The sequence below is a fragment of the Streptomyces sp. C1-1 genome (assembly GCF_050214755.1).
Lineage (GTDB): Bacteria > Actinomycetota > Actinomycetes > Streptomycetales > Streptomycetaceae > Streptomyces.
Window position 1 is genome coordinate 7,279,449 of sequence record NZ_CP189826.1, and the last position, 25,993, is coordinate 7,305,441.

General features: G+C 71.8%; 26 protein-coding genes. 17 read left to right on the top strand and 9 right to left on the bottom strand.

Going from position 1 to position 25,993, the window contains the following annotated elements:
• Positions 1-4 precede the first annotated feature (4 nt).
• Complete coding sequence (locus tag ACQF4J_RS33005; RefSeq protein ID WP_089101146.1) at positions 5-286, bottom strand: Lrp/AsnC family transcriptional regulator; 282 nt, start codon at positions 284-286, stop codon at positions 5-7.
• Positions 283-1,017, bottom strand: a complete 735-nt coding sequence (locus ACQF4J_RS33010; protein ID WP_351562338.1) for a rhomboid family intramembrane serine protease — start codon at positions 1,015-1,017, stop codon at positions 283-285. The genes ACQF4J_RS33005 and ACQF4J_RS33010 overlap by 4 nt, the downstream gene beginning before the upstream one ends.
• A gap of 155 nt (positions 1,018-1,172) precedes the next feature.
• On the opposite strand from ACQF4J_RS33010, the gene ACQF4J_RS33015 reads away from it, so the two are divergent.
• The 5 genes from ACQF4J_RS33015 (at position 1,173) to ACQF4J_RS33035 (ending at position 6,504) form a co-directional block, all read left to right on the top strand.
• Positions 1,173-1,412: a hypothetical protein gene (locus tag ACQF4J_RS33015; RefSeq protein WP_009309707.1), complete on the top strand. Its 240-nt coding sequence runs from the start codon at positions 1,173-1,175 to the stop codon at positions 1,410-1,412.
• A gap of 36 nt (positions 1,413-1,448) precedes the next feature.
• Positions 1,449-2,792 carry an NYN domain-containing protein gene (locus ACQF4J_RS33020; RefSeq protein WP_351562335.1) on the top strand — a complete coding sequence of 448 codons (1,344 nt, stop codon included), beginning with the start codon at positions 1,449-1,451 and terminating at the stop codon, positions 2,790-2,792.
• A gap of 210 nt (positions 2,793-3,002) precedes the next feature.
• Positions 3,003-4,037, top strand: coding sequence for a C40 family peptidase (locus ACQF4J_RS33025; protein ID WP_351562332.1), 1,035 nt, complete (start codon positions 3,003-3,005; stop codon positions 4,035-4,037).
• A 227-nt stretch (positions 4,038-4,264) separates the two neighbouring features.
• Entirely contained in the window at positions 4,265-5,281 is a 1,017-nt protein-coding gene (locus ACQF4J_RS33030) for an NlpC/P60 family protein (RefSeq protein ID WP_427167493.1), read from the top strand.
• Positions 5,282-5,313: 32 nt separating this feature from the next.
• A complete protein-coding gene (locus tag ACQF4J_RS33035) occupies positions 5,314-6,504 on the top strand; it encodes a hypothetical protein (RefSeq protein WP_427167494.1) in 1,191 nt (396 codons plus the stop codon).
• Positions 6,505-6,516: 12 nt separating this feature from the next.
• On the opposite strand, the gene ACQF4J_RS33040 is transcribed toward ACQF4J_RS33035, so the two are convergent.
• A complete protein-coding gene (locus ACQF4J_RS33040) occupies positions 6,517-7,047 on the bottom strand; it encodes a PadR family transcriptional regulator (protein WP_427167496.1) in 531 nt (176 codons plus the stop codon).
• 91 nt (positions 7,048-7,138) lie between these two features.
• Here ACQF4J_RS33040 and ACQF4J_RS33045 point away from each other — a divergent pair, with 91 nt between their 5' ends.
• Entirely contained in the window at positions 7,139-8,518 is a 1,380-nt protein-coding gene (locus ACQF4J_RS33045; protein WP_351562314.1) for an MATE family efflux transporter, read from the top strand.
• Positions 8,519-8,588: 70 nt separating this feature from the next.
• On the opposite strand, the gene ACQF4J_RS33050 is transcribed toward ACQF4J_RS33045, so the two are convergent.
• Positions 8,589-9,827: a glycosyltransferase 87 family protein gene (locus tag ACQF4J_RS33050; protein ID WP_427167497.1), complete on the bottom strand. Its 1,239-nt coding sequence runs from the start codon at positions 9,825-9,827 to the stop codon at positions 8,589-8,591.
• A gap of 141 nt (positions 9,828-9,968) precedes the next feature.
• On the opposite strand from ACQF4J_RS33050, the gene ACQF4J_RS33055 reads away from it, so the two are divergent.
• On the top strand, positions 9,969-11,111 hold the full coding sequence (locus ACQF4J_RS33055; RefSeq protein ID WP_200698931.1) for a glycosyltransferase family 4 protein: 1,143 nt from the start codon (positions 9,969-9,971) through the stop codon (positions 11,109-11,111).
• A 91-nt stretch (positions 11,112-11,202) separates the two neighbouring features.
• Positions 11,203-12,786 carry a GMC oxidoreductase gene (locus ACQF4J_RS33060; protein WP_427167498.1) on the top strand — a complete coding sequence of 528 codons (1,584 nt, stop codon included), beginning with the start codon at positions 11,203-11,205 and terminating at the stop codon, positions 12,784-12,786.
• A gap of 13 nt (positions 12,787-12,799) precedes the next feature.
• Here ACQF4J_RS33060 and ACQF4J_RS33065 read toward each other — a convergent pair whose 3' ends face one another.
• The gene (locus ACQF4J_RS33065) at positions 12,800-14,596 is read right to left on the bottom strand and encodes an AMP-dependent synthetase/ligase (RefSeq protein ID WP_351562305.1); all 1,797 of its coding nucleotides are present in this window, start codon (positions 14,594-14,596) and stop codon (positions 12,800-12,802) included.
• 295 nt (positions 14,597-14,891) lie between these two features.
• Here ACQF4J_RS33065 and ACQF4J_RS33070 point away from each other — a divergent pair, with 295 nt between their 5' ends.
• The 6 genes from ACQF4J_RS33070 (at position 14,892) to ACQF4J_RS33095 (ending at position 19,906) form a co-directional block, all read left to right on the top strand.
• Positions 14,892-15,710, top strand: coding sequence for a metallophosphoesterase family protein (locus ACQF4J_RS33070; protein WP_351562302.1), 819 nt, complete (start codon positions 14,892-14,894; stop codon positions 15,708-15,710).
• A 93-nt stretch (positions 15,711-15,803) separates the two neighbouring features.
• Positions 15,804-16,247 (top strand): SRPBCC family protein, encoded by a 444-nt coding sequence (locus tag ACQF4J_RS33075; RefSeq protein WP_351562300.1) that lies wholly within the window; start codon positions 15,804-15,806, stop codon positions 16,245-16,247.
• Positions 16,248-16,289: 42 nt separating this feature from the next.
• A complete protein-coding gene (locus ACQF4J_RS33080; protein WP_351562297.1) occupies positions 16,290-17,459 on the top strand; it encodes an ArsA family ATPase in 1,170 nt (389 codons plus the stop codon).
• Positions 17,460-17,516: 57 nt separating this feature from the next.
• Complete coding sequence (locus ACQF4J_RS33085) at positions 17,517-18,014, top strand: DUF5304 domain-containing protein (RefSeq protein WP_351562295.1); 498 nt, start codon at positions 17,517-17,519, stop codon at positions 18,012-18,014.
• A gap of 108 nt (positions 18,015-18,122) precedes the next feature.
• Complete coding sequence (locus ACQF4J_RS33090; RefSeq protein WP_351562292.1) at positions 18,123-19,076, top strand: ROK family glucokinase; 954 nt, start codon at positions 18,123-18,125, stop codon at positions 19,074-19,076.
• Between the two features lie 74 nt (positions 19,077-19,150).
• Positions 19,151-19,906, top strand: a complete 756-nt coding sequence (locus ACQF4J_RS33095; protein WP_351798742.1) for an endonuclease/exonuclease/phosphatase family protein — start codon at positions 19,151-19,153, stop codon at positions 19,904-19,906.
• A 3-nt stretch (positions 19,907-19,909) separates the two neighbouring features.
• On the opposite strand, the gene ACQF4J_RS33100 is transcribed toward ACQF4J_RS33095, so the two are convergent.
• From ACQF4J_RS33100 to ACQF4J_RS33115, 4 genes are all read right to left on the bottom strand, one after another.
• Entirely contained in the window at positions 19,910-20,920 is a 1,011-nt protein-coding gene (locus tag ACQF4J_RS33100; protein ID WP_427167500.1) for a CU044_5270 family protein, read from the bottom strand.
• Positions 20,913-21,536 carry an RNA polymerase sigma factor gene (locus tag ACQF4J_RS33105; RefSeq protein WP_351798736.1) on the bottom strand — a complete coding sequence of 208 codons (624 nt, stop codon included), beginning with the start codon at positions 21,534-21,536 and terminating at the stop codon, positions 20,913-20,915. The genes ACQF4J_RS33100 and ACQF4J_RS33105 overlap by 8 nt, the downstream gene beginning before the upstream one ends.
• A gap of 187 nt (positions 21,537-21,723) precedes the next feature.
• Positions 21,724-22,290, bottom strand: a complete 567-nt coding sequence (locus ACQF4J_RS33110; RefSeq protein WP_351562282.1) for a hypothetical protein — start codon at positions 22,288-22,290, stop codon at positions 21,724-21,726.
• A complete protein-coding gene (locus ACQF4J_RS33115; protein ID WP_351562379.1) occupies positions 22,283-23,062 on the bottom strand; it encodes an alpha/beta hydrolase in 780 nt (259 codons plus the stop codon). The genes ACQF4J_RS33110 and ACQF4J_RS33115 overlap by 8 nt, the downstream gene beginning before the upstream one ends.
• A 174-nt stretch (positions 23,063-23,236) precedes the next feature.
• Here ACQF4J_RS33115 and ACQF4J_RS33120 point away from each other — a divergent pair, with 174 nt between their 5' ends.
• Genes ACQF4J_RS33120 through ACQF4J_RS33130 form a run of 3 tightly spaced genes read left to right on the top strand, consistent with a single transcriptional unit; the run spans position 23,237 to position 25,904 of the window.
• Positions 23,237-23,989, top strand: coding sequence for a lysophospholipid acyltransferase family protein (locus tag ACQF4J_RS33120; RefSeq protein ID WP_427167501.1), 753 nt, complete (start codon positions 23,237-23,239; stop codon positions 23,987-23,989).
• A 26-nt stretch (positions 23,990-24,015) separates the two neighbouring features.
• Positions 24,016-25,230 (top strand): MacS family sensor histidine kinase, encoded by a 1,215-nt coding sequence (gene macS / locus ACQF4J_RS33125; protein ID WP_351562277.1) that lies wholly within the window; start codon positions 24,016-24,018, stop codon positions 25,228-25,230.
• Complete coding sequence (locus ACQF4J_RS33130; RefSeq protein WP_351562275.1) at positions 25,227-25,904, top strand: response regulator transcription factor; 678 nt, start codon at positions 25,227-25,229, stop codon at positions 25,902-25,904. The genes macS and ACQF4J_RS33130 overlap by 4 nt, the downstream gene beginning before the upstream one ends.
• The last annotated feature ends 89 nt before the right edge of the window (positions 25,905-25,993 follow it).

The window sequence follows — 25,993 nt, forward strand, 5'->3', positions numbered from 1 at the left end:
GCGGTCAGGAGTCGAGACCGATCGCGAACGCCGCCTCCAGGTCGTGCTGGGAGTAGGTGCGGAACGCGACGTGCGTGTCCGTGGCCTCGACACCGGGGATCTTGCTGATCGAACCCGGGATGACCTCCGCCAGGTCCTCGTGCTGCTTCACCCGCACCATCGCGATCAGGTCGTAGGTGCCGGTCACGGAGAAGACCTCGCTGACGGAGTCCAGCGCGGCGATCCGCTCCGCGATCTCGGGGATCCGGTCCACGCTGGTCTTGATCAGGACGATCGCGGTGATCACGGCTGGTTCTCTCCCTCGGGGGCCGGAGCTGGGGCGGCCTTCACTTTAGTCGTACGTCGCAAACCCGCCCACGCGCCGACGAAGCCCAGCCCGAAGCCCACCAGGTGCGCCAGGTACGCCACCCCCGGCCCGTCCGGCGCCCGCCCCGCCGCCAGCCACTGCAGGCTCGCCCAGAACGGCAGCACGACCCACGCGGGGAAGCGCAGCGGGAGGAAGAAGAGGAACGGGAGCAGGCTTGTGACCCTGGCCCCCGGGAAGAGGTACAGAAAGGCGCCCAGGACCGCCGAGACCGCCCCGGACGCGCCGACCAGCGACTGCCCCGAGGTGGAATTGGCCGCCGCGTACCCCAGCAGGGCCAGGTAGCCGCAGCCGACGTAGAAGACGGTGAACCGCACGCGGCCCATGCGTTCCTCGGTCATCACACCGAAGACGAACAGGAAGAGCATGTTGCCCAGCAGGTGCACCCAGCTGCCGTGCACGAAGAGGGCCGTCGCGGGGGTCAGGGCGGCCCTGGGGGAGCCCGCGAAGAGCTCGGCGGGCACCACGCCCCAGCGGTGGAAATAGGCGCGCTGCGCGGCGAGGAGCGCGTCGCCGGAGCCGTAGGCGGGATTCAGGCCCGCCGCCGGGCCGGCCACGAAGACCAGGCAGCACAGCGCGATCAGCGCGTAGGTCACGGGCGCCGAGGGACGCCGGATCGATCTGCTGACGGTCGCGCTCCAGGTGCCGATCATGAACACAGAGCATGACGTAACAGGACGCAGCCGCACAGACCGCCTCGCCGCCGTGGACGCACCAGCGGCAGGTTGCCGCCAGGCCGTAGGGTTACGGCCACACGCTCCAGGGAAACTGGCGCGTCACGGACACTAGAAGGAAGAGCACAGTCACGATGACGGTTCCCCTGCCGACCGCCACGACGCGGTGGCGCTGCACCCTCTGCGGCAACCTCACGCGCTTCGACGTGACCCGCTCGTCGAAGGTCGTCGAGTACGTCCACCTCGACCTCGCCGGTGAGCCGAAGGTCGAGGAGCGCGAGGTGGTCAGTGAGACCATCGAGTCGGTGCGCTGCCGCTGGTGCAACGCGGTGGATCAGGTGGAACTCGTGGACAGGCCGGGCGCCGACTCCTGACGGGAGCGGCCCCGCACAGCTGATGGGGTGTGACGGATGGTGGAGACACAAGGCGGGGGGCCGGGCGACGGCGCCGCCGAGGTGCTCGACCGTCCGCTGCCCGACGGTGTGCGCCGCAGAGTCGTGCAGATCGTCTCCGACGGGTTCGGCGGCCTGACCGTCGCCGAACTGCCCGCCCAGCTCAGGCAGTACGCCCGGTTCGCCCCGAACCGGCGGGCCAAGTTCGCGGGCAACGCCATGGCGGCCGCGCTGGAGACCGATCCGCTGTTCCGGCAGCGCATCGGGGAGAAGCTGAGAGAGGTCCAGCCGGAGCTCGCCGGCGCCCTCGACTCCGGCTCGCCGCCCCCGGCCGCGGATCCGCTCGACGTGGCGGCCGCGGCCTATGTTCTGCGGCCCACCGGCTGGGTCAAGCTCGTCACCGCGGCCGGCGAGGAGGCCCAGCGGGCCGACGCCGAGCGCGCCGACGAGGAGAGCCGCGCCGAGCTGGAGCGGCTGCGCGAGGAGCTCGCCGCCGCCCGCGACCAGACGCGCGCCGAGACCGAGCGGCTGCGCCTGGAGCTGGAGTCCGCCAAGAAGGAAGCGGAATCGCTTCACCGCAAGCTGCGCGCCGCCCTCAGCGACGTCAAACGCGGCGAGGCCGCCCTGCGCAAGGTCCAGGGCGAGATCGAGGCCGTGCGCGCCGAGGCGCAGGCGCAGGTGTCCCTCGCCGAGACCGAGAGCCGGCGGCTCAAGGGGCGGCTCGGGGAGGCGGAGGCGGCCCTGGAGGCCACGCGCAAAGCAGCGCGGGAGGGGCGCAGTGTCGAGGACATGCGCGTCCGTCTGCTTCTGGACACCGTTCTCGACGCGGCGCAGGGACTCCGGCGGGAACTCGCCCTGCCTCCCGTGTCCGTGAGACCCGCGGAAACCGTGGATGCGGTGGAACCGGGACGAATGACCCCGAAGGACATCGCCGCTCGCGCCCTGTCCGAGCACGATCCGGCCGTTCTCGACCAGCTGCTGGCCCTGCCGCAGGCGCACTTGGTGGTCGACGGCTACAACGTGACCAAGACCGGCTATCCCCAGATGCCGCTGGAGAAGCAGCGCCTCAGGCTGCTGGGGCAGCTCTCGCAGCTCGCCGCGCAGACCGGCGCCGAGGTCACCTGCGTCTTCGACGGGGCCGAGCTGGCCGCTCCCGTGCTGCTCGCGCCGCCGCGGGGCGTGCGGGTGCTGTTCTCCAAGCCGGGTGTCACCGCCGACGAGTTGATCCGGCAGCTGGTGCGCGCCGAGCCGCCGGGGCGGCCCGTCATCGTCGCCTCCACCGACCGGGAGGTCGCCGACGGGGTGGCCCGGGCGGGCGCCCGGCCGGTCGCGTCTGCCATGCTTCTGCGGCGGCTGTCCTGAAGGTCGAATTTGCGGGCCCGATGCCCGAATTGGCGGTATCGTCACGCAACGTAGTGTCAACCGCGCATCACTGCATGTGAGTTGTGTGTAAAGAATGCATGCCGTGACGAGATTTTGCTCCTGAGGATTTGAACTGATCACGAGTAGGTCACTAGGGTCTGGCCTCGAACCTCCGAGCGGGTGATCACTCAAAAGAAGGAGTTCACCTCCGTGGCGTCCCACCGTCGACCCAAGCAGCCGAGCCGAGCGCGTGTGACCGTGCTCACCACAGCAGCCGCTGCAGCCGTTGCCTTCAGCGCGAACGCCGCCAACGCGGCGCCGAGCGAGAAGCCCTCCAAGGACGAGGTCAAGGCGAAGGTCGACAAGCTCTACGAGCAGGCCGAGCAGGCCACCGAGAAGCTCAACGGCGCCAAGGAGAAGCAGGAGAAGCTCCAGAAGGAGATCTCCACCATCCAGGACAACGTGGCGCGTGGCCAGGAGGAGCTCAACGAGCTCCGTGACTCCATAGGCCTGGCGGCCGCCGCGCAGTACCGCACCGGCACCATCGACTCCTCCGTCCAGCTGTTCCTGTCGTCGAACCCCGACGACTACCTGGACAAGGCGTCCACCATGGACCAGCTCAGCGCCCAGCAGGTGGATGCGCTGAAGAAGATCCAGGAGAAGCAGCGCGAGCTCGCGCAGCAGCGCTCCGAGGCCTCCGACAAGCTCAAGGACCTCGCCGCCACCCGTGCCGCGTTCGCCGCGCAGAAGAAGGACGTCCAGGGCAAGCTCGCCCAGGCGCAGAAGCTGCTCAACTCCCTGACCGCCGCCGAGCGCGCCGCCCTCGCCGCCGCGGACCAGCGGGCCAGCCGCAGCGCGAGCCAGCGGGTGGACCTCGGCAACACGACGGCCTCCTCCAACTGGGCCCTCGCCGCCTTCCACGCCGCTCAGACCCAGATCGGCAAGCCCTACTCCTACGGCGCCACCGGCACCGCCTCCTACGACTGCTCGGGCCTGACCTCCTGGGCCTACGCCCAGGCCGGCGTCACCATCCCCCGCACCTCCCAGGAACAGGCCAACGCGGGCACGAGGATCTACAGCCAGAGCCAGCTCAAGGTCGGCGACCTCGTGCTCTTCTACGGCGACCTGCACCACGTCGGCCTCTACGCCGGCAACGGCATGGTCCTGCACGCCCCCCGCACCGGCACCAACGTGCGCTACGAGTCGATGGGCAACATGCCGTTCCAGTTCGGCGTGCGGATCTGACGCCGGCACCCCGTCGACCCGGTCACAACACGACCCCCGAACGGGCGAATTACGACAACTCGCGCTGACCCCGCGCCCCGCCGATGACCTGCGTCAGAGGCGGGGCGTCACTGTGTGTGGCCGTGGAGGTCTTTGGCCGGGGCCCTTCCGCGCGGCTACTGTCTGCCGCGTTTCCCCGCCACGGCGGAGAGGCAGTTCCTGTCGCCAACGGAAGGAGCGCGGGTCGCGTGGGGTCCCATCGCAGCCTTGCACCGTCGTCCGGGTTCAACCGGGGCGCCGGCGCCGCCCTGTGTGTTCTGTCCGCCGCGGCCGCCGCCCTCGGTGCCGTGCCGGCGAACGCCGCGCCGCACGGCGACACCAAGGCCGAGGTGGACCGTCTCTACGAGGAGGCCGAGAAGGCCACCCAGGCCTACGACAAGGCCGACGAGACCGCCGGCACCCTGCGCCGAGAGGTGCGCGACGCCCAGGACAAGATCGCCCGCCGGCAGCTGCGCGTCAACTCCATGCGGGAGACGCTCGGTTCGCTGGCCGGCGCCCAGTACCGCTCCGGCGGCATCGACCCGACCGTCGCCCTGCTCTTCTCCGACGACCCGGCCGACTACCTCGACAAGGCCTCCGTCCTCGACCGGATCAGCGTCCGCCAGGCCGACCAGCTGAAGGACCTGCAGTCCGCGATGCGCGAACTCGCCCAGGAGCGCACGGAGGCCGCCCGCAAGCTCGCCGAACTGGAGCGCAGCCGCAAGGCGGTCATCTCGCACAAGCGGACCGTCGAGCACAAGCTCGCCCGGGCCCGCGAACTGCTCAACTCCCTGCCGTACGCCGAGCGCGCCGCCTACGACCGGGCCTCCCGCTCCGGCCGCGACGGCATCCCCGACCTCAGCGGTGTCGTCCCGCCCGACAGCCGTGCGGCCGCCGCCATCGCCGCGGCCCGCTCCGCGCTCGGCAAGCCGTACGTCTGGGGCGCCGCCGGTCCCTCCGGCTTCGACTGCTCGGGCCTGATGCAGTGGTCGTACGCGCACGCCGGCATCCATCTGCCGCGCACCTCGCAGGAACAGCGGTACGCCGGACACCAGGTCCCGCTCTCCCAGGCGCAGCCCGGTGACCTGGTCGTCTACCGGTCCGACGCCAGCCATGTGGCGATGTACGTGGGCAACGGCCAGGTGATCCACGCGCCCTATCCGGGCGCCCCCGTGCGCTACGACCCCGTCGACATGATGCCGGTGTCGTCCGTCACCAGGGTCTGACCACGGCGCCGAATCCGCCTTACGATCGGGAAGTGGCTGGTCGTGGGCGGGTGTCGAGGTGGCGGGCGGTGGCGCTCGCGCTGCTGCTCGTCTGCCTGACGGCCTGCGCCGGGCAGTCGGCCGGCGACAGCGGCCGGGCGGACCTGCAGCGTGTCCTCGACCGGCGGTCCACCGCCGTCCTCGACCGCGACCGCGCGGCCTTCCTGAGGACGGGCGCGCTCGGCTGGTTCGAGAACCTCCGCGGGGTGCCCCTGGCCTCCTGGTCGTACCGGGTGACCGGCCTGCACCGCAGCGGCGACGAAGCCACAGCCGACGCCGAGTTGCGCTACCGCATCCTCGGCTACGACAACGCCCCCGTCACCGTCGGCCGCACCCTCACCCTGTCCCGGCGGCCGGGCGGGCAGTGGTCCGTGAGCGCGGACGTCCCCGCCACGAAGGCCCCCCAACAGCTGTGGGACCAGGGCGAGGTGACCGTCGTCCGCGGCAGGCGCAGCCTCGTCCTGGGCACCGGCCAGTCCAGCGAGCAGCTGCACATGTACGCGGACCTCGCGGACCACGCCGTACCGGCGGTGTCGGGGGCGTGGGGCACCGACTGGACCCGGCGCGTCGTCGTCGAGGCGCCGAAGTCGCTGCAGGGCATGGCGGGCCTGCTCGGCTCGCCCGCATCCCAGTACCGGGGGATCGCGGCGGTGACCACGGGCGAGGTGGGCGGCCCGCCGACCGCGCCCGCGGACCGCGTCATCGTCAACCCGGACGCGTACGCCCTCCTCGGCCCCCTGGGCAAGCAGGTCGTGCTCACCCACGAGACCACCCATGTCGCCACCCGCGCCCACACCACCCCCGCCACGCCGCTGTGGCTGTCCGAGGGGTACGCCGACTGGATCGGCTACCTCGGCACCGGCCGCACCCCGGCCCAGGCGGCGCCCGAGCTGGCGCACGCGGTCGAGGACGGGCGGGTGCCGTCGGCGCTGCCGACCGACAAGGACTTCGGCTTCAGCGGCGACGCGACGAAGCTCGCCCAGGCCTACGAGGGCGGCTGGCTGGCCTGCCGGCTGATCGCCGCCCGGTGGGGCGAGGCGCGGCTCGGGGAGTTCTACCGAGCGGTCGGCGACCACAAGGTGCGGGATGGGTCGGTCGAGGGCGCGATGAAGAAGGTGCTCGGGACGACGCCGGAGAAGTTCACCGCGCAGTGGCGGGACTATCTGCGGGTCGAGCTCGGCTGAGCCGGGGCGGCCTCAACCGCCTTGCTCCAGGCGGTCGATGGCCTCCCGCAGCCAGGCCCGCTCCGCCTCGCCCGTGGCCCGCGCCACCCGCAGCATGCCCTCCCGGAAGAGGTCGCCCGTCTGCTCCGCGCGCACCGGTCTGCCGTCGTCGTAGAAGAAGCTGGACGGGGTCTCGAGGAACTCCAGCCGGCGGCGCAGGACGGCCGCCTGCTCGCCCCGGTCGGGGAGGTGGCGCAGGAAGGCCAGGACCGTGTTGAAGCGGACCTGGTCGGTGATCTCCGCCTGCTTGGGGTGGCGCAGGCGTTCCAGCAGGTCCTCGCGGCCCCTCCCGGTGAGGGAGAGCATGCGGCGCGGAGCCGCGCTCGCGCCGGGCTCGGTGTGCTGGTCGAGCTTGCCGGCGGCGACGAGGCGGGTGAGGGCCGGGTAGAGGGCGCCGTCGCTGACCGGGCGGACGTGGCCGCTGAGCCCCTTGATGCGCTCCTTCAACTCGTAGCCGTGCAGCGGCTGTTCGGCCAGGAAGCCGAGGATCGACAACTCCAGCAACGTTCTTCCCTCCTTGCGGGCGCGATGACCCCATGGTACCTCTTATCGAGCTACCTCTAATCGAGGTAGCTCATATCGAGGGGATCGTCTCATGAACGCTCATCGCAGGCAGCTCGTCACGCTCGCCCGCCCGGTCTACCTCTCGCTCCTCGCCACGGTCGCCGCCGGGATCATCAACACCGTCTGGGTCTCCCGGCTCGGCGGCGCGGCCGTGGCCGCCGTGGCCGTCGCGACCAACACCGAGAACGTCCTGCTCGGCGTTTCGCTGGTGTTCGCCTCCGGTACGACCGTGCTGGTCGCGCACGCCAGAGGCGCCCGGGACGCGGGGGCGGTGCGGGCGGCCGTGCGCGGCGGCTGGGCGCTGTGCGCGCTGGTGACGCCGGCGGTCGTCGCGGCCGGGCTGCCGCTGCGCGAGCCGCTGGCCCGGCTGGTGCTGGGCGGGGGCGACGGAGCGGCCGTCCCGCTCGCCGTCGCCTACTTCGCGATCTCCCTGCCGGGCATCGCCGTCTTCTTCGCGCAGAACCTCGTCGACGGCATCCTCAAGGGCGCCGGGGACACCAGGACCCCGATGCGGCTGGCGCTGCTCGCCAACGGGCTGATCCTGGTCTGCGACCCGTTCCTGATCCAGCTGTACGGGGTGCGGGGCGCCGCCGCCTCGACGGTGCTGTGCCGGTGCGTGGCGCTGGGGGCGGGCCTGGGCGTGCTGCGGCGCAACGCCCTGCTGTGCGCGGCCGCGGGGGCCCGGCCCGCCGAGGGGACCGGCAGGGCCCTGCGCCGGACGCTCACCACCGGGCTGCCGATGTCCGCCGACTTCACCGTCCGGCAGGGTGGGGCGCTGGTGCTGGTCGCCATCGTGGCGCGGCTCGGGGTGACGGCGGTGGCCGCCTACGCGATCGCGTACAAGGTCATGTACGTCGCCACCATGGCGTTCTACTCCGTGCGGCAGGCGGCGTCGATCCACACCGCCCACACGCGGGGAGCGGGGAAGGACGAGCGGCGGGCCATCGGGCGGGAAGCCGTGCTGCTCTCCGGGGCGGTCGCGGTGGCGGCGGTCGTGCTGCTGGGGGTCGCGGGACCCTGGGTCATGGCCGCCTTCGGCGCCGGCCCCGAGGTCGCCCACGCCGGCGTGCTCTTCCTGCGCTGCGTCGGACCGTACCTGCTGCTGATGGCCTGCTTCATCGCGCTGGGCGGCGTCTTCGAGGGCAGCGGGGGAGCGCCGGTGCTGCTGCGCGTGACACTGCTCGGCACGGCACTGCAACTCCCGCTCGCCTATGGGCTGTCGGGGCTCGGCCTGCCCGGCGTGTGCCTGGCGCTGGCGCTCGCGATGGCGGTGCAGTGCGCGGTGGCGGGGGCACTGTTCGTACGGGCCGCACGACGCCCCGGCGGCGGATCCGGGCGACTGCGAGAACCCTCTTCCGGCCCGGTCGAGCCGGGGAAGCCGACGGCGCCCTCGCGAGGGGCCGCCGCGTGACGGAGCGGGCTGTGGCATCGGCGCGAGAACGTGCCGGGGTCCGTGCGCCGATCCGTCGGGCCGCCCCGCGTCAGGCGGGGGTGGAGGGCTGCTTCGTGCGGGTCGCCTGAGCCGGCAGGGCGGGCACGGGCTCATGGGAGACCGTGGAGCGCCACAGCTCCCGCGCGCCCAGCACGGCGGCCACGACCAGCAGGCCGTTGCGCAGGAACAGCAGGGTGATGCCCCGGGTGTCGCTCGCGACGACGTGCTGGAACCACAACGGGAACTCCAGCACCGTCACGAAGCACGCGGCGAGCGCGAGGTAGGCGGGCGCCCGCATCCGGCTGTCGCGGAAGCACAGGCAGACGGCGGCCGTGCCGACGAGCCACACCATGTACTGCGGGCTGATCACCCGGCTGGTGACGGTGAACATCAGCACCGCAACGAAGGCCGCGTCGGCGAGCGTGTTCGGCAGGAAGCGGGTCGCCATCAGCCGCCACAGCAGCAGCCAGCCGAAGGCGACGCCCGTGAGGAACAGGGCGCCCGTGCTGACGGCCGTCACCCACGGGCCGAGGAACTCGATGGAGCCGTAGTTGAGCAGCACCTGGCCGTCCCAGCCGCCGAAGTGGCGGGCGACGTGGATGACCAGCGAGCCGAGCGACTCGACCTCGGTGCCCCGGTTCTTCTGGAAGGTCAGGAACTCGAACGCACCCGGCATGAACATCGCGAACAGTCCCGCCACCGCGGCGACGGTCCCCGCGGCCCAGCCCCACGTGCTCCGCCTGCGGACGCCGAGCAGCAGCACCGCCGGCCACACCTTCAGCATGGCCCCGACGCCCACCAGCACGCCCGCCGCCCGCGGATGCCGGGCCGCGGCGAGCAGCCCGGCCACGGCCACCGCGGTCACCATCACGTCGTAGCGGGCGTACACGGTCGGCCCGAGCAGCGGCACGCCCACCACCCACACCCAGGCCCCGCGCAGCGTCCTGCCGGGGCGCGGGCCCGCGTACATCAGCAGGGACAGGACCACCAGGTCGGCGAGGCAGGCCAGGACGAAGAAGGCCTGTGCGTACTGCAGGAACGGCAGCAGCGCGGGGGAGAGGATCGCCAGGGCGGCGGCGGGCGGGTACTGCCAGGTGACGTCGCCCACGGGGAACGTTCCGGTGCGCAGGACGTCGTACCAGCCCTGGTAGATCACCGAGACGTCGCTCGTGACGTCGGGGCCCGGGAAGACCCACACCTTGAACACCCACAACAGCAGCACCAGCCTGGTCAGACCCCAGGTCATCAGCAGGCCCGTGAAAGACCGCCTCGCACCCGCACCGTCCACCTGAGCCCCTGCCTGTCCGCATCGTCTTGAGGGGAACATGATGTCCTGCCCGGCTGTGTGCTTGCCATAAACGTGGCCGGACGCGGCTGTGCGGACGGGCCGGACCCGCCGGCGCCACGGCGTTTGGATAGGGTCGTCGGCGTGCGCAAGACCCTGATCGTGACGAACGACTTCCCGCCCCGCCCCGGCGGCATCCAGGCGTTCCTGCACAACATGGCGCTGCGGCTCGACCCCGAGCGCCTCGTCGTCTACGCGTCCACGTGGAAGCGGAGCAGGGAGGGTGTCGAGGCGACCGCCGCCTTCGACGCCGAGCAGCCCTTCACCGTCGTACGCGACCGTACGACGATGCTGCTGCCGACGCCGGCGGCGACGCGTACGGCGGTCGGGCTGCTGCGCGAGCACGGCTGTACGTCGGTGTGGTTCGGGGCGGCGGCGCCGCTCGGGCTGATGGCGCCGGCGCTGCGCAGGGCCGGCGCCGAGCGGCTGGTGGCCACGACCCACGGGCACGAGGCGGGCTGGGCCCAGCTGCCCGCCGCACGGCAGCTGCTGCGCCGGATCGGCGAGGCGACGGACACCGTCACCTACCTCGGCGAGTACACGCGCTCGCGGATCGCCTCCGCCCTGACGCCGGCGGCGGCCGGGCGGATGGTGCAGCTGCCGCCGGGCGTCGACGAGAAGGTGTTCCACCCGGCTTCGGGCGGCGACGCCGTCCGGGCCCGGCTGGGGCTGACCGACCGGCCGGTGGTCGTGTGCGTGTCCCGGCTGGTGCCGCGCAAGGGGCAGGACACCCTCATCCTCGCGATGCCGCGTGTCCTGGCCGCCGAGCCGGACGCGGTACTGCTGATCGTCGGCGGCGGGCCCTACGAGAAGGACCTGCGCAAGCTGGCCGAGGAGACCGGTGTCGCCGGCTCCGTGCGGTTCACGGGCGCCGTGCCCTGGTCCGAGCTGCCCGCGCACTACGGCGCCGGCGACGTGTTCGCCATGCCGTGCCGGACGCGGCGCGGCGGTCTCGACGTCGAGGGGCTCGGGATCGTCTACCTGGAGGCGTCGGCTACCGGGCTGCCGGTGGTCGCCGGCGACTCGGGCGGCGCTCCCGACGCCGTGCTGGACGGCGAGACCGGCTGGGTGGTGCGCGGCGGCTCGGCGGAGGAGGCGGCCGAGCGGATCGTCGTCCTCCTCGGGGACGCGGAACTCAGGCGCCGGATGGGGGAGCGGGGGCGCGAGTGGGTGGAGGAGAAGTGGCGCTGGGACCTGCTGGCGGAAAAGTTGAAGACGCTGCTATAGAGGCCTAGCCGGAACCCGATAATCCGCCCATGCTGCGCGCATGACAGCAAAACTGATGCAGCGTCAGCTGACTAGACGTCACATACTGGGCATGGCAGCCCTCCAGGCCGCGGCCGCGGCCGGTCTCACCCGCATCGGTCTTCAGTCCGCTCAGGCCGCCGAAGAGGCGGCGGCCGTCGACAACGCACCCGCCATCGTGATCGGTTCGGGCTACGGAGGCGCCGTCGCCGCCCTCCGCCTCGCCCAGGCCGGCATCCGCACCCTGGTCCTGGAGATGGGCCGCCTGTGGAACACCCCCGGCGCCGACGGCAAGGTGTTCTGCTCCACCGCCAACCCCGACCAGCGCTCCATGTGGTTCCGCACCCGCACCGAGGCCCCGCTGGCCACCTTCCTGTGGCTGGACGTCGTCAACAAGGACATCAGCCCCTACCCCGGCGCCCTGGACCGCGTGCACTACGACAACATGTCCGTCTACGTCGGCCGGGGGGTGGGCGGCGGCTCGCTGGTCAACGGCTCGATGGCCGTGACGCCCCTGAAGTCGTACTTCGCGGAGCAGTTCCCCACCGTCGACGCGGACGAGATGTACCGCACGTACTACCCGCGCGCCAACTCCATGCTCGGCGTCAACACCGTCGACCCCACGTGGTTCGAGTCGACGGAGTGGTACCGGTTCACGCGCGTGTCCCGCAAGCACGCCCAGAACACCGGTCTGAAGACCACGTTCGTGTCGAGCGTCTACGACTTCGCCTACATGCAGCGCGAGGCGGCCGGCACGGCCACGAAGTCCGCGCTCGGGCAGGAGGTCATCTACGGCAACAACTACGGCAAGCGCAGCCTGGACAAGACGTATCTCGCCGCCGCGCTCGGCACCGGGAACGTCACCATCAACACCCTGGAGAAGGTGCGCTCCATCAGCCGGGCGAGCGACGGCAGCTGGGTGCTGACCGCCGACCGCATCGACCTGACCGGCGCGGTCGTGGAGACCAAGCAGTACGGCTGCACGTATCTCTTCCTCGGCGGCGGCAGCCTCGGCACCACCGAACTCCTCGTCCGGGCCCGGGACACGGGGGCGCTGCCCGCGCTGAACTCCAGCGTCGGGGCCGGCTGGGGCCCCAACGGCAACACCATGGTGGGCCGCGCCAACCACCTCTGGGACACCACCGGCGCCAACCAGTCGACCATGCCCGTCATGGGCATCGACGACTGGGCCAACGCCGACAACCCCGTCTTCGCCGAGATCGCCCCGCTGCCGACGGGGCTGGAGACCTGGGTCAGCCTCTATCTGGCGATCACCAAGAACCCGGAGCGGGCGAGCTTCACCTACGACTCCGCGAGCGGCGGGGTCAAGCTGGGCTGGACGGCGGCACAGAGCGCCGTCTCGGTCGCCATGGCCAAGAAGCTGTTCGACCGGATCAACGCGGCCAACGCGACCATCTACCGCTACGACCTGTTCGGCTCCGGCAGCAAGGTCTTCGCCGACGACTTCTGCTACCACCCGCTCGGCGGCTGCGTGCTCGGCAGGGCCACCGACGACTACGGGAGGGTGAAGGGGTATCCGAAGCTGTACGTCACCGACGGCTCGCTCGTGCCGGGCAACATCGGCGTGAACCCGTTCGTCACCATCACCGCGCTCGCCGAGCGCACGATGGCACGGGTCCTCGCCGAGGACACCTGAACCGGCCGGCGCTCTACTTCGCGTAGATCGCCTCGATCTCGCCCGCGTAGTCCTTCGCCACCACGTTCCGCTTCAGCTTCAGCGAGGGCGTCAGGTGGCCCGACTCCTCCGTGAACTGGGAGGACAGAATGCGGAACTTCCGCACCGATTCCGCCTTCGACACCGCGGCGTTGCCGTCGTCGACAGCGTCCTGGATCGCCGCGAGCAGATCCGGGTCCTCGCGCAGCGACGCCGCGGTCACACCCTCGGGCTTGCCGTGCTCGGCGGCCCAACGGCCCAGGAACTCCTCGTCGATGGTGACCAGCGCGCCCACGAACGGCCGCCCGTCGCCCACCACCATGCACTCCGCGACCAGCGCGTGCGCCCGGATGCGGTCCTCGATCACGGCGGGGGCGACGTTCTTGCCGCCCGCGGTCACGATGATCTCCTTCTTGCGGCCGGTGATCCTCAGGTAGCCGTCCTCGTCGAGGGTGCCGATGTCACCGGTGTGGAACCAGCCGTCGGTCAGCGCCTCGGCCGTGGCGGCCTCGTTGTTCCAGTACCCCTTGAACAGGTGCTCGCCGTGCAGCAGCACCTCGCCGTCGTCCGCGATCCGGATCACCGAGCCCGGCAGCGGCTGGCCGACCGTGCCGATCTTCGTACGGTCCCAGGGGTTGAAGGCGGTCGCCGCACAGGACTCGGTCAGGCCGTAGCCCTCCAGGACCGTGAAGCCGATACCGCGGAAGAAGTGGCCCAGCCGCTCGCCCAGCGGGGCGCCGCCGGAGATGGCGTACTCGCCGCGCCCGCCGAGCACGGCCCGCAGCTTGCTGTAGACCAGCTTGTCGAACGTCTTGTGCTTGATCTTCAGACCGAGCGACGGGCCCGACGGGGTGTCCAGCGCCTTGCTGTAGGCGATCGCGGTGTCCGCGGCCTTGTCGAAGATCTTGCCCTTGCCGTCCGCCTGCGCCTTGGCGCGCGCCGAGTTGTAGACCTTCTCGAAGACGCGCGGGACGCCCAGGATCAACGTCGGCCGGAAGGACGCCAGTTCGTCGGTGAGGTTCTTGATGTCCGGGACGCAGCCGAGCTTGATCGGCGCCATCATCGGGGCGATCTGGACCAGCCGGCCGAAGACGTGCGCGAGGGGCAGGAACAGCAGCACGGAGCACTCGCCGGTGCGGAACAGGGGCCGCAGGCGCTCGACGATGTTGCCGCACTCGGCGAAGAAGCTGCGGTGGGTGAGCACACAGCCCTTGGGCCGGCCGGTGGTGCCCGAGGTGTAGACGATCGTCGCCGGGTCGTCGGCTCTCGCCAGCGAGCTGCGGTCCTCGACCATCGCGTCCGTGACGCCCTTGCCGAGCTCGCCCAGCTCCTCGACCGCGCCGGCCTCGATCTGCCAGACGTGCTTGAGGGCGGGCAGCCCGTCGCGCACCGACTCGACCGCGGCCGCGTGGTTGTCCAGCTCGACGACGACCGCGGTGGCGCCCGAGTCCGAGAGGATCCACTGCACCTGCTCCGGCGAGCTGGTCTCGTACACCGGCACGGTGACCGCGCCCGCGCTCCAGATCGCGAAGTCCAGCAGCGTCCACTCGTAGCGTGTGCGCGACATCAGGCCCACCCGGTCGCCGGGCTGCACGCCCGAGGCGATGAGGCCCTTGGCGGCGGCGTGTACCTCGGCCTGGAAGGCCGTGGCCGTCACGTCCTGCCACACACCGTCCACCTTGCGGGCGATGACGGCGACATCGGGGTGCTGCGCGGCGTTTCTACGGACGATGTCGGTGAGATTGCCGTCCGCAGGGACCTCGTACAAAGCCGGAAGGCTGAACTCGCGCAAGACTGCTGCTCCTCATAGGGCGCCGGCGCCACGACGTTGTGTGATGCGACGGTCGGTCCAAGGCTCGGGCAGGTACTCAGGCGATCACTGGTTGAAATCCTGAGCACGACTGGACTGCCCGGACGTTACCCGCCGGTATGGCTTCTTCGACAGGGGGTCCCGGCGAGATGTTCGCTGCGTCACACGGTTTGGTGTTCCTTCGCGTACGGTAGTCCACCCGCTAACTGACTGGCCAGTAACCGCAGGGCGGGCCGCCACTGTTCACGTACACCGCACACGCCTACCCTTGATCGTCATGGCATCCACACCGGCCGGCGGCCGCACGGCACGCGTCCATGTGGTCAGCGACGTGCACGGCAACGCCCGCGACCTGGCCCGGGCCGGCGAGGGCGCGGACGCCCTGATCTGCCTCGGTGACCTGGTCCTCTTCCTGGACTACGCCGACCACTCGCGCGGCATCTTCCCCGACCTGTTCGGCACGGAGAACGCCGACCGCCTCGTCGAACTGCGCACCGCCCGCCGCTTCGAGGAGGCGCGCGAGTTCGGGGCCAGGCTGTGGGCGGGCATCGGCACGGACCGGCGCACCGCGATCGAGAAGGCGGTGCGCAAGCAGTACGCCGAGATGTTCGCGGCCCTTCCGGCGCCGACGTACGCCACGTACGGCAATGTCGATATACCGGCCCTCTGGCCGGAGTACGCCCGGCCGGGAACGACCGTGCTCGACGGCGGACGCGTCGAGATCGGCGGCTGGACGTTCGGCTTCGTCGGCGGCGGTCTGCGCACCGCGATGCGCACCCCGTACGAGATCGACGACGAGGAGTACGCGGCGAAGATCGAGGCCGTGGGCGAGGTGGACGTGCTGTGCACGCACATCCCGCCGGAGGTGCCCGAGCTCGTCTACGACACGGTGGCCCGGCGCTTCGAGCGGGGCAGCGTGGCCCTGCTGGAGGCGATCAGGAGGACCCGGCCCCGCTACGCCCTGTTCGGCCACGTCCACCAGCCCCTGGTGCGGCGCATGCGGATCGGGGTCACCGAGTGCGTGAACGTGGGGCACTTCGCGGGGACCGGCAGACCCTGGACGCTGGAATGGCCGGTGAACGCGGGCAGGGGGTGAACTCGGGCGCTCACGTGCGCGGTAGCCTTCACGCTGCACACACGTGCGCACGAAAGACCCCTTTACCGGCCCGCATCTGGAGGAGCCACGGCGATGGCGGAACACACCAGCTCGAGCATCACGATCGAGGCGGCACCGGCCGACGTCATGGGGGTGATCGCCGACTTCGCGCGCTACCCCGACTGGACCGGCGAGGTGAAGGAGGCGGAGGTGCTGCAGACCGACGCCCAGGGGCGTGCCGAGCAGGTCCGTCTCGTGATGGACGCCGGCGCCATCAAGGACGACCAGGTGCTCGCCTACACGTGGAGCGGGCAGAACGAGGTCTCCTGGACGCTGGTGAAGTCCCAGATGCTGCGCTCGCTCGACGGGTCGTACATCCTCAAGCCCGCGGGGGCCGGCGCCACCGAGGTCACCTACCGGCTGACGGTCGACGTGAAGATCCCGATGCTGGGGATGATCAAGCGCAAGGCCGAGAAGGTCATCATCGACCGGGCCCTGGCCGGACTGAAGAAGCGCGTCGAGGCCGGGGAGAAGTAGGCGGAGGTCCGGCCGGGGCGCGCGCAGGTACCGTTCACCATCATGCGCACCATCCTGATCACCGGTCCCGGCGGCAGCGGCCGTAGCACCATCGCGGCCGCCACCGCCCTGGCCGCCGCCCGCGAGGGCACCCGCACCCTGGTGCTCAGTGCCGACCGCACCGACGCCCTGGGCACGGCCCTCGGCGCGGCCACGGGCCCGGCCCCCACGACCGTCGCCCCGAACCTCACCGCCTGGCGGCCCGACGCCACCGCCGGGTTCCGGGACGACCTCACCGGTTTCCAGGAACGCGCGGCCAACGTCCTGGACCTCCTCGGCGCCTCCCGGCTGGACGCCGAAGAGGTCACGCCGCTGCCCGGGGCGGAGGAGCTGACCCTGCTGCGGGCGCTGCGCGACGCGGCACTCGCCGAGGCGCACGACCTGCTGGTCGTCGACCTCCCCGCCACCGCGCAGGCCCTCGCCCTGCTCTCCCTGCCCGAGGAACTGCGCCGCTATCTGCGCCGGCTGCTGCCGCCCGAGCGGCAGGCGGCCCGCGCCCTGCGACCCGTCCTGGGCCGGCTGGCCGGTGTCCCCATGCCCTCGGAGTGGCTGTACGAGACCGCCGCCCGGTGGGACATGGAGCTGGGCGCCGTCGAGGCCGTGCTCGCCGACCGCGGCACCGTCGTACGGCTGGTCGCCGAGCCCGGACCGGCCGGGGCCGACGCCGTGCGCGCCGCCACCCTCGCCCTGGCCCTGCGCGGGCTGCGGCCCGACGCGCTGGTCGCCAACCGGGTGCTGCCCGAGTCCGCGGCGGACGGATGGCTGGCCGGGCCCCTCGCCCAGCAGCGCAAGGCACTGGAGGAATGGCGGGAGTCGTACGACGTACGGCCGGTCCACCACCTCGGCCGCGACCCGCGCGGCACCGACGACCTGGCCGCGCTGCCCGTACCCGGCGTCAACGACACGACCTCCACCGTCGAGTGGCCGGTCGTGGACCGGCTCGCCGCCGACGGCGTGCTCGTCTGGCACATCCCGCTGCCCGGCGCGATACGCGGCGACCTCGACCTGATCCGGCGCGGCGACGAACTCGTCGTCTCCGCCGGCGCCTTCCGTCGCATCGTGCCGCTGCCCTCGGCCCTTCGCCGCTGCACCGTCAACGGGGCCGCGCTGCGCGAGGGCGAGCTGCGGATCCGGTTCGCACCGGATCCGGCTCTGTGGCCCGGCAGGCAGTGAACGACATACGCCCGTTCGGGTAACGTCGTAGGGACGAACCGTAGTCAGGAGTCCGTCATGAGCGAAGAGCTCCCCCCGTCGGATGCCGGTGAGAAGGATGCCGTCGACGAGGTGCGGGCCACCGACGCCGACGCCTGGGCGACGGCGTGCGCCGAGGACCTCGCCGCGGAGAAGGCCCGCCGCCGGGCCGAGCACGGCCAGCCGCCGGTGTCGGCCGCCGAGGAACTGCGCAAGCTCGTCGACGTGGTGTCGGAGAAGCTGTCGTCGATCCAGTCGCCGCTGCTCGGCGCGGTCGCGGGGCCGGCCGCCCAGCAGGTGGTGAAGCAGGTCGTCCAGCAGGCCAAGGCAGCCGTCGAGCCCGTCATAGAGCGCAACCCCGACGTCTTCGACCACCTCGCCGCGGCCGGCGGCGAACTCCTCGCCGCCTACCGCTCCGCGGTCCAGGCCCAGGAACGGCGCTGGACCAGCCGCCCGACCGACCTGCACAAGGACCTCGACGAGAACCGCGGGGGCGACGAGGGCACCGGTCCCGGCCAGCGCATCGACCTCGACTGACGCCCCCGGGCGTCCCACGGCCTGTCCGCCCGGCGGACGGCTGGAACCCCGGTGCCGGGGCCTCGGGTACGGTTGGCCGTAGCGGGGCTCGACCGAACTGAGGGATTCATGGGACTCACCATCGGCGTCGACATCGGCGGTACCAAGATCGCGGCCGGCGTGGTCGACGAGGAAGGCAACATCCTCTCCACGTACAAGGTGCCGACCCCGGGCACGCCCGAGGCGATCGTGGACGCCATCGCCTCCGCCGTGGAGGGCGCGCGCGCCGGGCACGAGATCGTCGGTGTCGGCATCGGCGCTGCCGGTTACGTCAACCGGCAGCGCTCCACCGTCTACTTCGCGCCGAACATCGACTGGCGCCAGGAGCCGCTGAAGCAGCAGGTCGAGGCCCGCGTCGGTCTCCCCGTCGTGGTCGAGAACGACGCGAACGCGGCCGCCTGGGGCGAGTACAAGTTCGGCGCCGGCAAGGGCCACCGCAACGTCATCTGCATCACCCTCGGCACCGGCCTGGGCGGCGGCATCATCATCGGCAACAAGCTGCGCCGCGGACACTTCGGCGTGGCCGCCGAGTTCGGCCACATCCGGATGGTCCCGGACGGCCTGCTGTGCGGCTGCGGCTCGCAGGGCTGCTGGGAGCAGTACGCCTCCGGGCGCGCCCTCGTCCGGTACGCCAAGCAGCGCGCCAACGCCACCCCCGAGAACGCCGAGATCCTGCTCGGCCTGGGTGACGGCAGCCCCGACGGCATCGAGGGCAAGCACATCTCCATGGCCGCCCGCCAGGGCGACCCGGTCGCCGTCGACTCCTACCGCGAGCTCGCCCGCTGGGCCGGTGCCGGCCTCGCCGACCTCGCCTCCCTCTTCGACCCCTCCGCGTTCATCGTCGGCGGCGGGCTCTCCGACGAGGGGGAACTGGTCCTGGACCCGATCCGCAAGTCCTACAAGCGCTGGCTGGTGGGCGGCAACTGGCGCCCGGTGGCCGACGTCATCGCGGCCCAGCTCGGCAACGACGCCGGCCTGGTGGGCGCGGCGGACCTGGCCCGGGAACCCGACCCGATCATGTAGCCGACCGGATCACGTACATGATGAGCCCGCCGCGCCCCGCCTCGGGTCGGCGGGCATCGTCGTATGTTGATCTCATGGAGACGAGCGAGCAACTGCCCAACTCCCACACCGAGCCCGACGGTTCGGCCGTCATCCGGGTCCTGAGCTACAACATCCGCTCGATGCGGGACGACACCGACGCCCTCGCCCGGGTGATCGGCGCCTGCGCGCCCGACCTGGTCCTCGTCCAGGAAGCCCCGCGCTTCTTCCGCTGGCGCAAGAAGCTGGCCCACCTCGCGGCCGACGCCGGCCAGGTCGTCCTCACCGGGGGTGCCACGGCCGCGGGGCCGGCGATCCTGTGCCATCTGCGCGCCACCGTCGAGCGCACCGAGGACGTGCTCCTGCCCCTCACCCCGGGTCAGCACCGCCGGGGCTTCGCCACCGCCGTCGTCCGGTTCGGCGCGGCCCGCGTCGGCGTACTGAGCTGCCACCTCTCCCTGCAGCAGAAAGAGCGGCACGAGCAGGCGGGCATGCTCCTGGACCGGCTCGCGGGCCTGGGCGTGGACCACGCGATCGCCGGGGGCGACCTGAACGACCGGCCCACCGGACGCGCCTTCACCCGCCTCACCGAGGGCCTGCGGGACTGCTGGGCCACCGCCCCCTGGGGCGGCGAGTACACCTTCGCGCCCGGCGAGCCCTTCCAGCGCATCGACGCGATCTTCGCGACCAAGGGCATCGACGTCCTCGGCTGCGGCGTCCCCCTGGGCGTGCCCGGCGTGACGGAGACGGACCTGAGGGCGGCCACGGACCACCTCCCGGTCCTGGCCGCCCTCAGGGTCCCCGCCGCTTAGGGCTTACGGCCGCTGCCTTGCCCTGTCCACGACGGCCCAGCTGTCCAGGTACGACAGCTGGGTGTACGTCTTCATGGCGGCCCCGTCACCCGATGTACGGGTGTCGCGGAAGCCGAGGAAGCGGTACGTGACCGGGTCGAAGATGAAGTAGCCGCCGAAGCCCGCGGACCCCTTCGGCAGCGTCGGGTCGTCGTAGGTGATGGCCACGCCGACGCGGCCCTTGGCGTCCTTCTGGTGCGGGACGGCCTTCACCCCGGGCACCATGCCGAGCGCCTCGTAGGCCGCCGGCCGCAGCCCCTCCGGCATCACCGGGACGAGCTTGAGCAACCCGGCGAGACTGAAGTGGATCTGCGACCACTCCTGGTCGCCGATGTCGTCGAGTGACCGGACGCGGCCGCCGAAGGAGCTGTTCGCGATCGCGATGATCAGCTTCTCCGGGTCCGTCGGCAGCTTGCGCAGCGTGCCCCAGTCCTGCGGCGGCCAGACGCTCTCGCCCGCCTTCAGCGGCGGCGACCACCAGCCCTTGCCGATCTCCATGATCCACGACCGCTGCGAGCCGTCCACCGAGCGCCAGTTCTCGTCGACGTAGCTCTTCTGGTTCGTCTCCTTGATGATCTCCCTGGTGTAGATGAACTGGTCGTCGCGCGGGGTCACCGTCCGCTCGTGCTCGCGCTCGTACGCGGCGGCCCCCTTGAGCACCGTCTGCGCACTCACGTTGCGCATGGGGGGCGCGCTGACGGAGGGCGCGCCGGTGGCCGGCGGGTTGGCCGTGCGGTGCGCCGTGGTGCCGTCGTCGTGCCGCACCGCCACCAGGACACCGGCGGCCACGGCGGCGGCGAGCGCGCCGGTCAGAGCGACGCGCAGGACGGGGCGGCGGCGCGGCCGGACGGCCGGGGCGGGGCCGTTGATCGCGGCGACCAGACGCGCGCGCACCCGGCGGCGGGTCCCCTCGTCGAGCGGGGGAGCCCCCGCGTCGAAGTCGCGCAGTTCGCGCAGTTCGTCGATGTCACGCATGGGCGTCTGCCTCTCGGAAAGCCGTCGGATCGGTTCCGCCCAGTGCTTCGCGCAATCTGCTGCGAGCCCGGTGCAGCCGGGATCTGATCGTGCCGACCGGGACGCCGAGGGCCTCGGCGGCCTCCTCGTAGTCGAGGCCGGCCCAGGCCACCAGCAGGACGACGTCGCGGTGCCGGGCGGACAGCCCGTTCAGCGCGGCCGCCAGTTCCCGGCGCACCCCCGTGGCACCGGCCCTGGCGACCGCGCGGTCCGCGACCGGCTCCTCATGCTCCACCGGCTCCGGCAGCCGGGCGAGCGCCTTGTAGTGGCGCGCCTCGGCCCGGCGGTGCCGGCCCACGAGGTTGGTCGCGATGCCGAACAGCCACGGGGGGGCGTCGGCACGCGTGAGGTCGTACGTATGGCGTCGCTGGAAGGCGGTCACGAAGGTGTCCGCCATCAGATCCTCCGCCGCCTCGGGACCGAGCCGCCGCGCCGCGTAACGGTGTACGGCGTGGGCGTGCCGGTCGTAGAGCGCGGCGAACTGCTCGGGCTCGTCCCGGGACCGCGCGATCACGCGGGCATCGCTGTCCTCGCGATCCTCGTCGCGGGTGCCGGTGCCCGGTGGTCCGACGGTCATCGGGGCTCCTCTCGTTCGTCCGAACGTCTCGAAGGCTTGGGCTCGTTCAGGGTGTTCACCCCTCCTTCGCCGTTCGCCCCGGTCGAGTTCCCTTTCGGCTCCCGTGGCGTGTCCGGACGTGCGAAGGCCCGTCCGGAACATCTCCGGACGGGCCCTGGTGCCCCGCGTCGTCCCGGTGCCGGTCGCGTCAGACGACGGCTCCCCGTCCTGGGTCCCCGTCGTCCTCGTCGTCCGTCCGCATCCGCATCACCAGCGTGGCGAAACCGCCCAGGAAGCCGCCGACGCCGAGCGTGGCCAGCCACCAGGTCATGTCCCAGCCGAGCACCACCGCCAGCAGGAGCAGCACCGGCCCGCCGACCACACCGAGCCAGGCGAACTTGGCGGTCGTGTCGGCCATCGGCAGCGGCGGCGGCTCCGGCGGCTCGAAATGACCCTCGTCGTCCTCGTCGAAGTCGTCCTCGGACGGCTCGGGCGCCGTATGGTCGCGCGGGCCGACGCCGGGCGCGAAGGAGACCGAGCCGCCCAGCGGCTTCACGGGCTTCTCCGGCTTCGGAGCCGCCGCGGCCCCGGAGTCGTTCGGCTCGGGCTCCAGCAGCGCCAGGTCCTCGACCGACTTGAACGGCTTCGTGCCCGGCGGGTCCTTCGGCTCCTCGCCGTACCCCGCGACGATCGCCGCCCAGGCCGCCTCCTCGTCGAAGGGGACGCCCTGCTCGTCCGGCTCGCGGTCCTCGCGGTCCGAGTCGTGCTCAGCCACCTGCGGCCGTCCCTTCCTTGCCGACACCGGTTGCGAGCCGGCCGATGAACGCGAGGCTCTCCTCGAAGATCCGGTCCGCGTCATGGTCCAACGTCGCGACGTGGTAGCTCTGTTCCAGCAGGACCTCGCGCACGTCCCGGGACGAGACCCGGCCGAGGATGCGCGCCGAGTCGACCGGCGGCACCACGTGGTCCTGCGGGCTGTGCAGAAGCAGCAGCGGCTGGGTGACCTGCGGCAGCTCGGAGTCGACCAGCCGGAAGAAGTTGCGCAGGGAGTGGGCCGCGTGCAGCGGCACCTTGTCGTACCCCAGTTCCGCGCTGCCCTCCTTGGCGATGTCGCTGGCGATCCCCTTCGTCGTCCGCACGAGGTGCCGGGCCACCGGAAGGGCGTAAGCGGACAGGCCGTGCACCTTGTTCGCCGGGTTGACGACCACGACGCCGCTGACCGCGTCCCCGTGCTTCGCGGCCAGCCGCAGTGCCAGGGCGCCGCCCATCGACAGGCCGGCCACGAAGACCTGCTCGCAGCGCTCGACGAGGGCGCGCAGCTCGCGGTCCACCTCCGCGTACCAGTCCTGCCAGCCGGTGAGCTGCATGTCCTCCCAGCGGGTGCCGTGGCCCGGCAGCAGAGGCAGCGAGACCGTGAGGCCGCGCTCGGCCAGGTACTCCGCCCAGGGGCGCAGCGACTGGGGTGAACCGGTGAAGCCGTGGCAGAGGAGGACACCGACCTCGCCGCCTTCGTGGCGGAACGGCTCGGCTCCAGGAAGGACCGGCACCATCGGTCTCCTGTTCATGAGAGGGACGGTTCAGGGAAATGGCGTGAAGTCCAGGTTGTGCTTCACCGTACGCGACCGCACTGACACCGACCAGGGCCGTCGGCGCCTTTGACGGCGGGCCGGGTTAAGGTCTGATCGACGGAAACTGGAGGCACACGGGTGTTGTACGGCGCGATGAAGGTCGCTATCGGGGGACCGCTCAAGGTCACCTTCAGGCCTTGGGTGGAAGGCCTGGAGAACATCCCCGCCGAGGGGGCCGCGATCCTGGCGAGCAACCACCTGTCCTTCTCGGACTCGTTCTTCCTGCCCGCGGTGCTCGATCGCAAGGTCACCTTCATCGCCAAGGCCGAGTACTTCACCACGCCCGGTGTGAAGGGCCGCCTGACGGCCGCCTTCTTCAAGGGTGTCGGCCAGCTCCCGGTGGACCGCTCCGGCGCGCGCGGCGCGGGCGAGGCGGCGATCCGCAGCGGCCTGGAGGTCCTGGAGCGCGGTGAGCTGTTCGGGATCTACCCCGAGGGCACGCGCTCGCCCGACGGCCGGCTCTACCGCGGCAAGCCCGGCGGCCTCGCGCGCGTGGCGCTCGCCTCCGGCGCCCCGGTCATCCCGGTCGCCATGATCGACACGGAGAAGATCCAGCCGCCGGGCAAGGTCATGCCCAAGCTCATGCGACCCGGCATCCGCATCGGCAAGGCCCTGGACTTCAGCCGCTACCAGGGCATGGAGCACGACCGGTTCGTGCTGCGCGCGGTGACCGACGAGGTCATGTACGAGATCATGAAGCTCTCCGGCCAGGAGTACGTCGACATGTACGCGACGGCCGCCAAGCGGCAGATCGCGGAGGCGGCGAAGGCCGAGAAGGAACTGGCCAAGGAACAGGCCAAGGAGCAGACCGGGGAACAGGCCGACGAGGAGAAGCCCAAAGCCTAGGCTTTCGGTCGAGGGGGGTGGGGGACGTGCCCAAGCGCGAGCGCGTCATGCGCATGTCGGTCGAGCAGCCACTGTGGCGCGCGCTCACCGCGTACCGGGTGCTGACGATGCTGTACGCGGTCGGCCTGTTCGCCACCGCCTACGACGAGTACGACCATGAGGGCGTCGCCATCGGCTACTACGCCGTGCTGTTCGTCTGGACGCTCGCCACCCTGCCCCGCGTGCAGAACGCGGCCGCCTGCACCAAGCGCTTCCTCGCCGTCGACCTCGCCATCGCCCTCACCGGCATCCTGCTGACCCCGATCGCCGTCAACGACCACCACATCCAGAACGGCGGCCCCACCCTGCCGTCGATATGGACCGCCGGCTCGGTCCTCGCCTACGCCATCAAGGGCGGTTGGCGCTGGGCGGCCTTCGCCTCCACGCCGGTCGCTGTCGCCAACCTCGTCGAGCGCGGCGCCCCGGCCCGCGACACCGTCCACAACGTGATCCTCGTCTGGGTCGCCTCCATCGCCATCGGCTACGTCGTCGAGGTGGCCCGCGCCTCCGAGCGCACCCTCGCCCGCGCCCTGGAGATCGAGGCCGCCACGCGCGAACGGGAGCGGCTCGCCCGGGACATCCACGACGGCGTCCTTCAGGTGCTGGCCATGGTGCAGCGCCGCGGCGCGGTCCTCGGCGGCGAGGCGGCCGAGCTCGGCCGGATGGCCGGCGAGCAGGAGGTCGCCCTGCGCACCCTCGTCTCCGGCGGCCTGCTGCCCGTGTCGCGGGTGTCGGAGGACGCGGCCGAGGGCGCGGTCGTACGGGCCGTGGACGAGCCGTCGTACGACGAGGAGGGCCCGGTGGACCTGCGGGCGCTGCTCGCCCCGTACGCCGCCGCGAAGGTCGCCCTCGTCGAGCCCGGCGCCCCGGTGCTGCTGCCGGCGCCCGCCGCGAAGGAACTGGCCGCGGCCGTCGGTGCCGCCCTGGACAACGTCGGCAGGCACGCCGGCGAGGACGCGCGCGCGTGGATCCTCGTCGAGGACGAACCCGACGAGGTCGTGGTGACCGTCCGGGACGACGGGCCCGGCATCCCGGAGGGGCGGCTCGCCCAGGCCGAGGGGGAGGGGCGGCTCGGGGTCGCCCTGTCGATCCGGGGCCGGCTGCGCGACCTCGGCGGCAGTGCCGAGCTGATCTCGACTCCGGGGCAGGGCACGGAGGTCGAGCTGAAGGTACCCAAGAGCGCGAAGGCGGGGCACAGATGAGTGAGCAGCAGGGCCCGATCAAGGTCATGGTGGTCGACGACCACCCCATGTGGCGCGACGCCGTCGCCCGCGACCTGACCGAGTCCGGCTTCGACGTGGTCGCCACCGCGGGCGACGGCGAGCAGGCCGTGCGCCGCGCCCGGGCCGCCGTCCCCGACGTCCTCGTCCTGGACCTCAACCTGCCGCTGAAGCCCGGCGTCCAGGTCTGCAAGGAACTCGTCGGCCACAACCCGGCCCTGCGCGTCCTGGTCCTGTCCGCGAGCGGCGAGCACGCCGACGTGCTGGAGGCGGTGAAGTCGGGCGCGACCGGCTATCTGCTGAAGTCGGCGTCCACGGAGGAGCTGCTGGACGCGGTCCGCCGTACGGCCGTCGGCGACCCGGTCTTCACGCCGGGCCTGGCCGGACTCGTCCTCGGCGAGTACCGCCGCCTCGCCTCCGAGCCCGGTCCCGCCCCGGGCACCGACGAGCCCGGGGCCCCGCAGCTCACCGACCGCGAGACCGAGGTACTGCGCCTGGTGGCCAAGGGCCTGAGCTACAAGCAGATCGCCGAACGCCTGGTGATCTCCCACCGCACGGTCCAGAACCACGTGCAGAACACCCTCGGCAAGCTGCAGCTGCACAACCGGGTGGAACTCGTCCGGTACGCCATAGAACGCGGACTTGACGACGAGTAAACCAACCGCCCGGTGATTCACCGGAATTGCCGCTCCGACCCATCCCTGTGTGACCTGGATCACCATTAGCGTGGCTGCACCAGGCAACC

Bases quoted from the DNA above. Each gene is read 5' to 3' on its own strand.
- ACQF4J_RS33105 (WP_351798736.1), bottom strand. From the start codon at position 21,536: ATGACCGTCGGACCACCGGGCACCGGCACCCGCGACGAGGATCGCGAG.
- ACQF4J_RS33130 (WP_351562275.1), top strand. From the start codon at position 25,227: ATGAGTGAGCAGCAGGGCCCGATCAAGGTCATGGTGGTCGACGACCAC.
- ACQF4J_RS33020 (WP_351562335.1), top strand. From the start codon at position 1,449: ATGGTGGAGACACAAGGCGGGGGGCCGGGCGACGGCGCCGCCGAGGTG.
- ACQF4J_RS33095 (WP_351798742.1), top strand. From the start codon at position 19,151: ATGGAGACGAGCGAGCAACTGCCCAACTCCCACACCGAGCCCGACGGT.
- ACQF4J_RS33090 (WP_351562292.1), top strand. From the start codon at position 18,123: ATGGGACTCACCATCGGCGTCGACATCGGCGGTACCAAGATCGCGGCC.
- ACQF4J_RS33075 (WP_351562300.1), top strand. From the start codon at position 15,804: ATGGCGGAACACACCAGCTCGAGCATCACGATCGAGGCGGCACCGGCC.
- ACQF4J_RS33100 (WP_427167500.1), bottom strand. From the start codon at position 20,920: ATGCGTGACATCGACGAACTGCGCGAACTGCGCGACTTCGACGCGGGG.
- ACQF4J_RS33120 (WP_427167501.1), top strand. From the start codon at position 23,237: ATGAAGGTCGCTATCGGGGGACCGCTCAAGGTCACCTTCAGGCCTTGG.
- ACQF4J_RS33070 (WP_351562302.1), top strand. From the start codon at position 14,892: ATGGCATCCACACCGGCCGGCGGCCGCACGGCACGCGTCCATGTGGTC.
- ACQF4J_RS33060 (WP_427167498.1), top strand. From the start codon at position 11,203: ATGGCAGCCCTCCAGGCCGCGGCCGCGGCCGGTCTCACCCGCATCGGT.
- ACQF4J_RS33015 (WP_009309707.1), top strand. From the start codon at position 1,173: ATGACGGTTCCCCTGCCGACCGCCACGACGCGGTGGCGCTGCACCCTC.
- ACQF4J_RS33080 (WP_351562297.1), top strand. From the start codon at position 16,290: ATGCGCACCATCCTGATCACCGGTCCCGGCGGCAGCGGCCGTAGCACC.
- ACQF4J_RS33085 (WP_351562295.1), top strand. From the start codon at position 17,517: ATGAGCGAAGAGCTCCCCCCGTCGGATGCCGGTGAGAAGGATGCCGTC.
- ACQF4J_RS33010 (WP_351562338.1), bottom strand. From the start codon at position 1,017: ATGATCGGCACCTGGAGCGCGACCGTCAGCAGATCGATCCGGCGTCCC.
- ACQF4J_RS33045 (WP_351562314.1), top strand. From the start codon at position 7,139: ATGAACGCTCATCGCAGGCAGCTCGTCACGCTCGCCCGCCCGGTCTAC.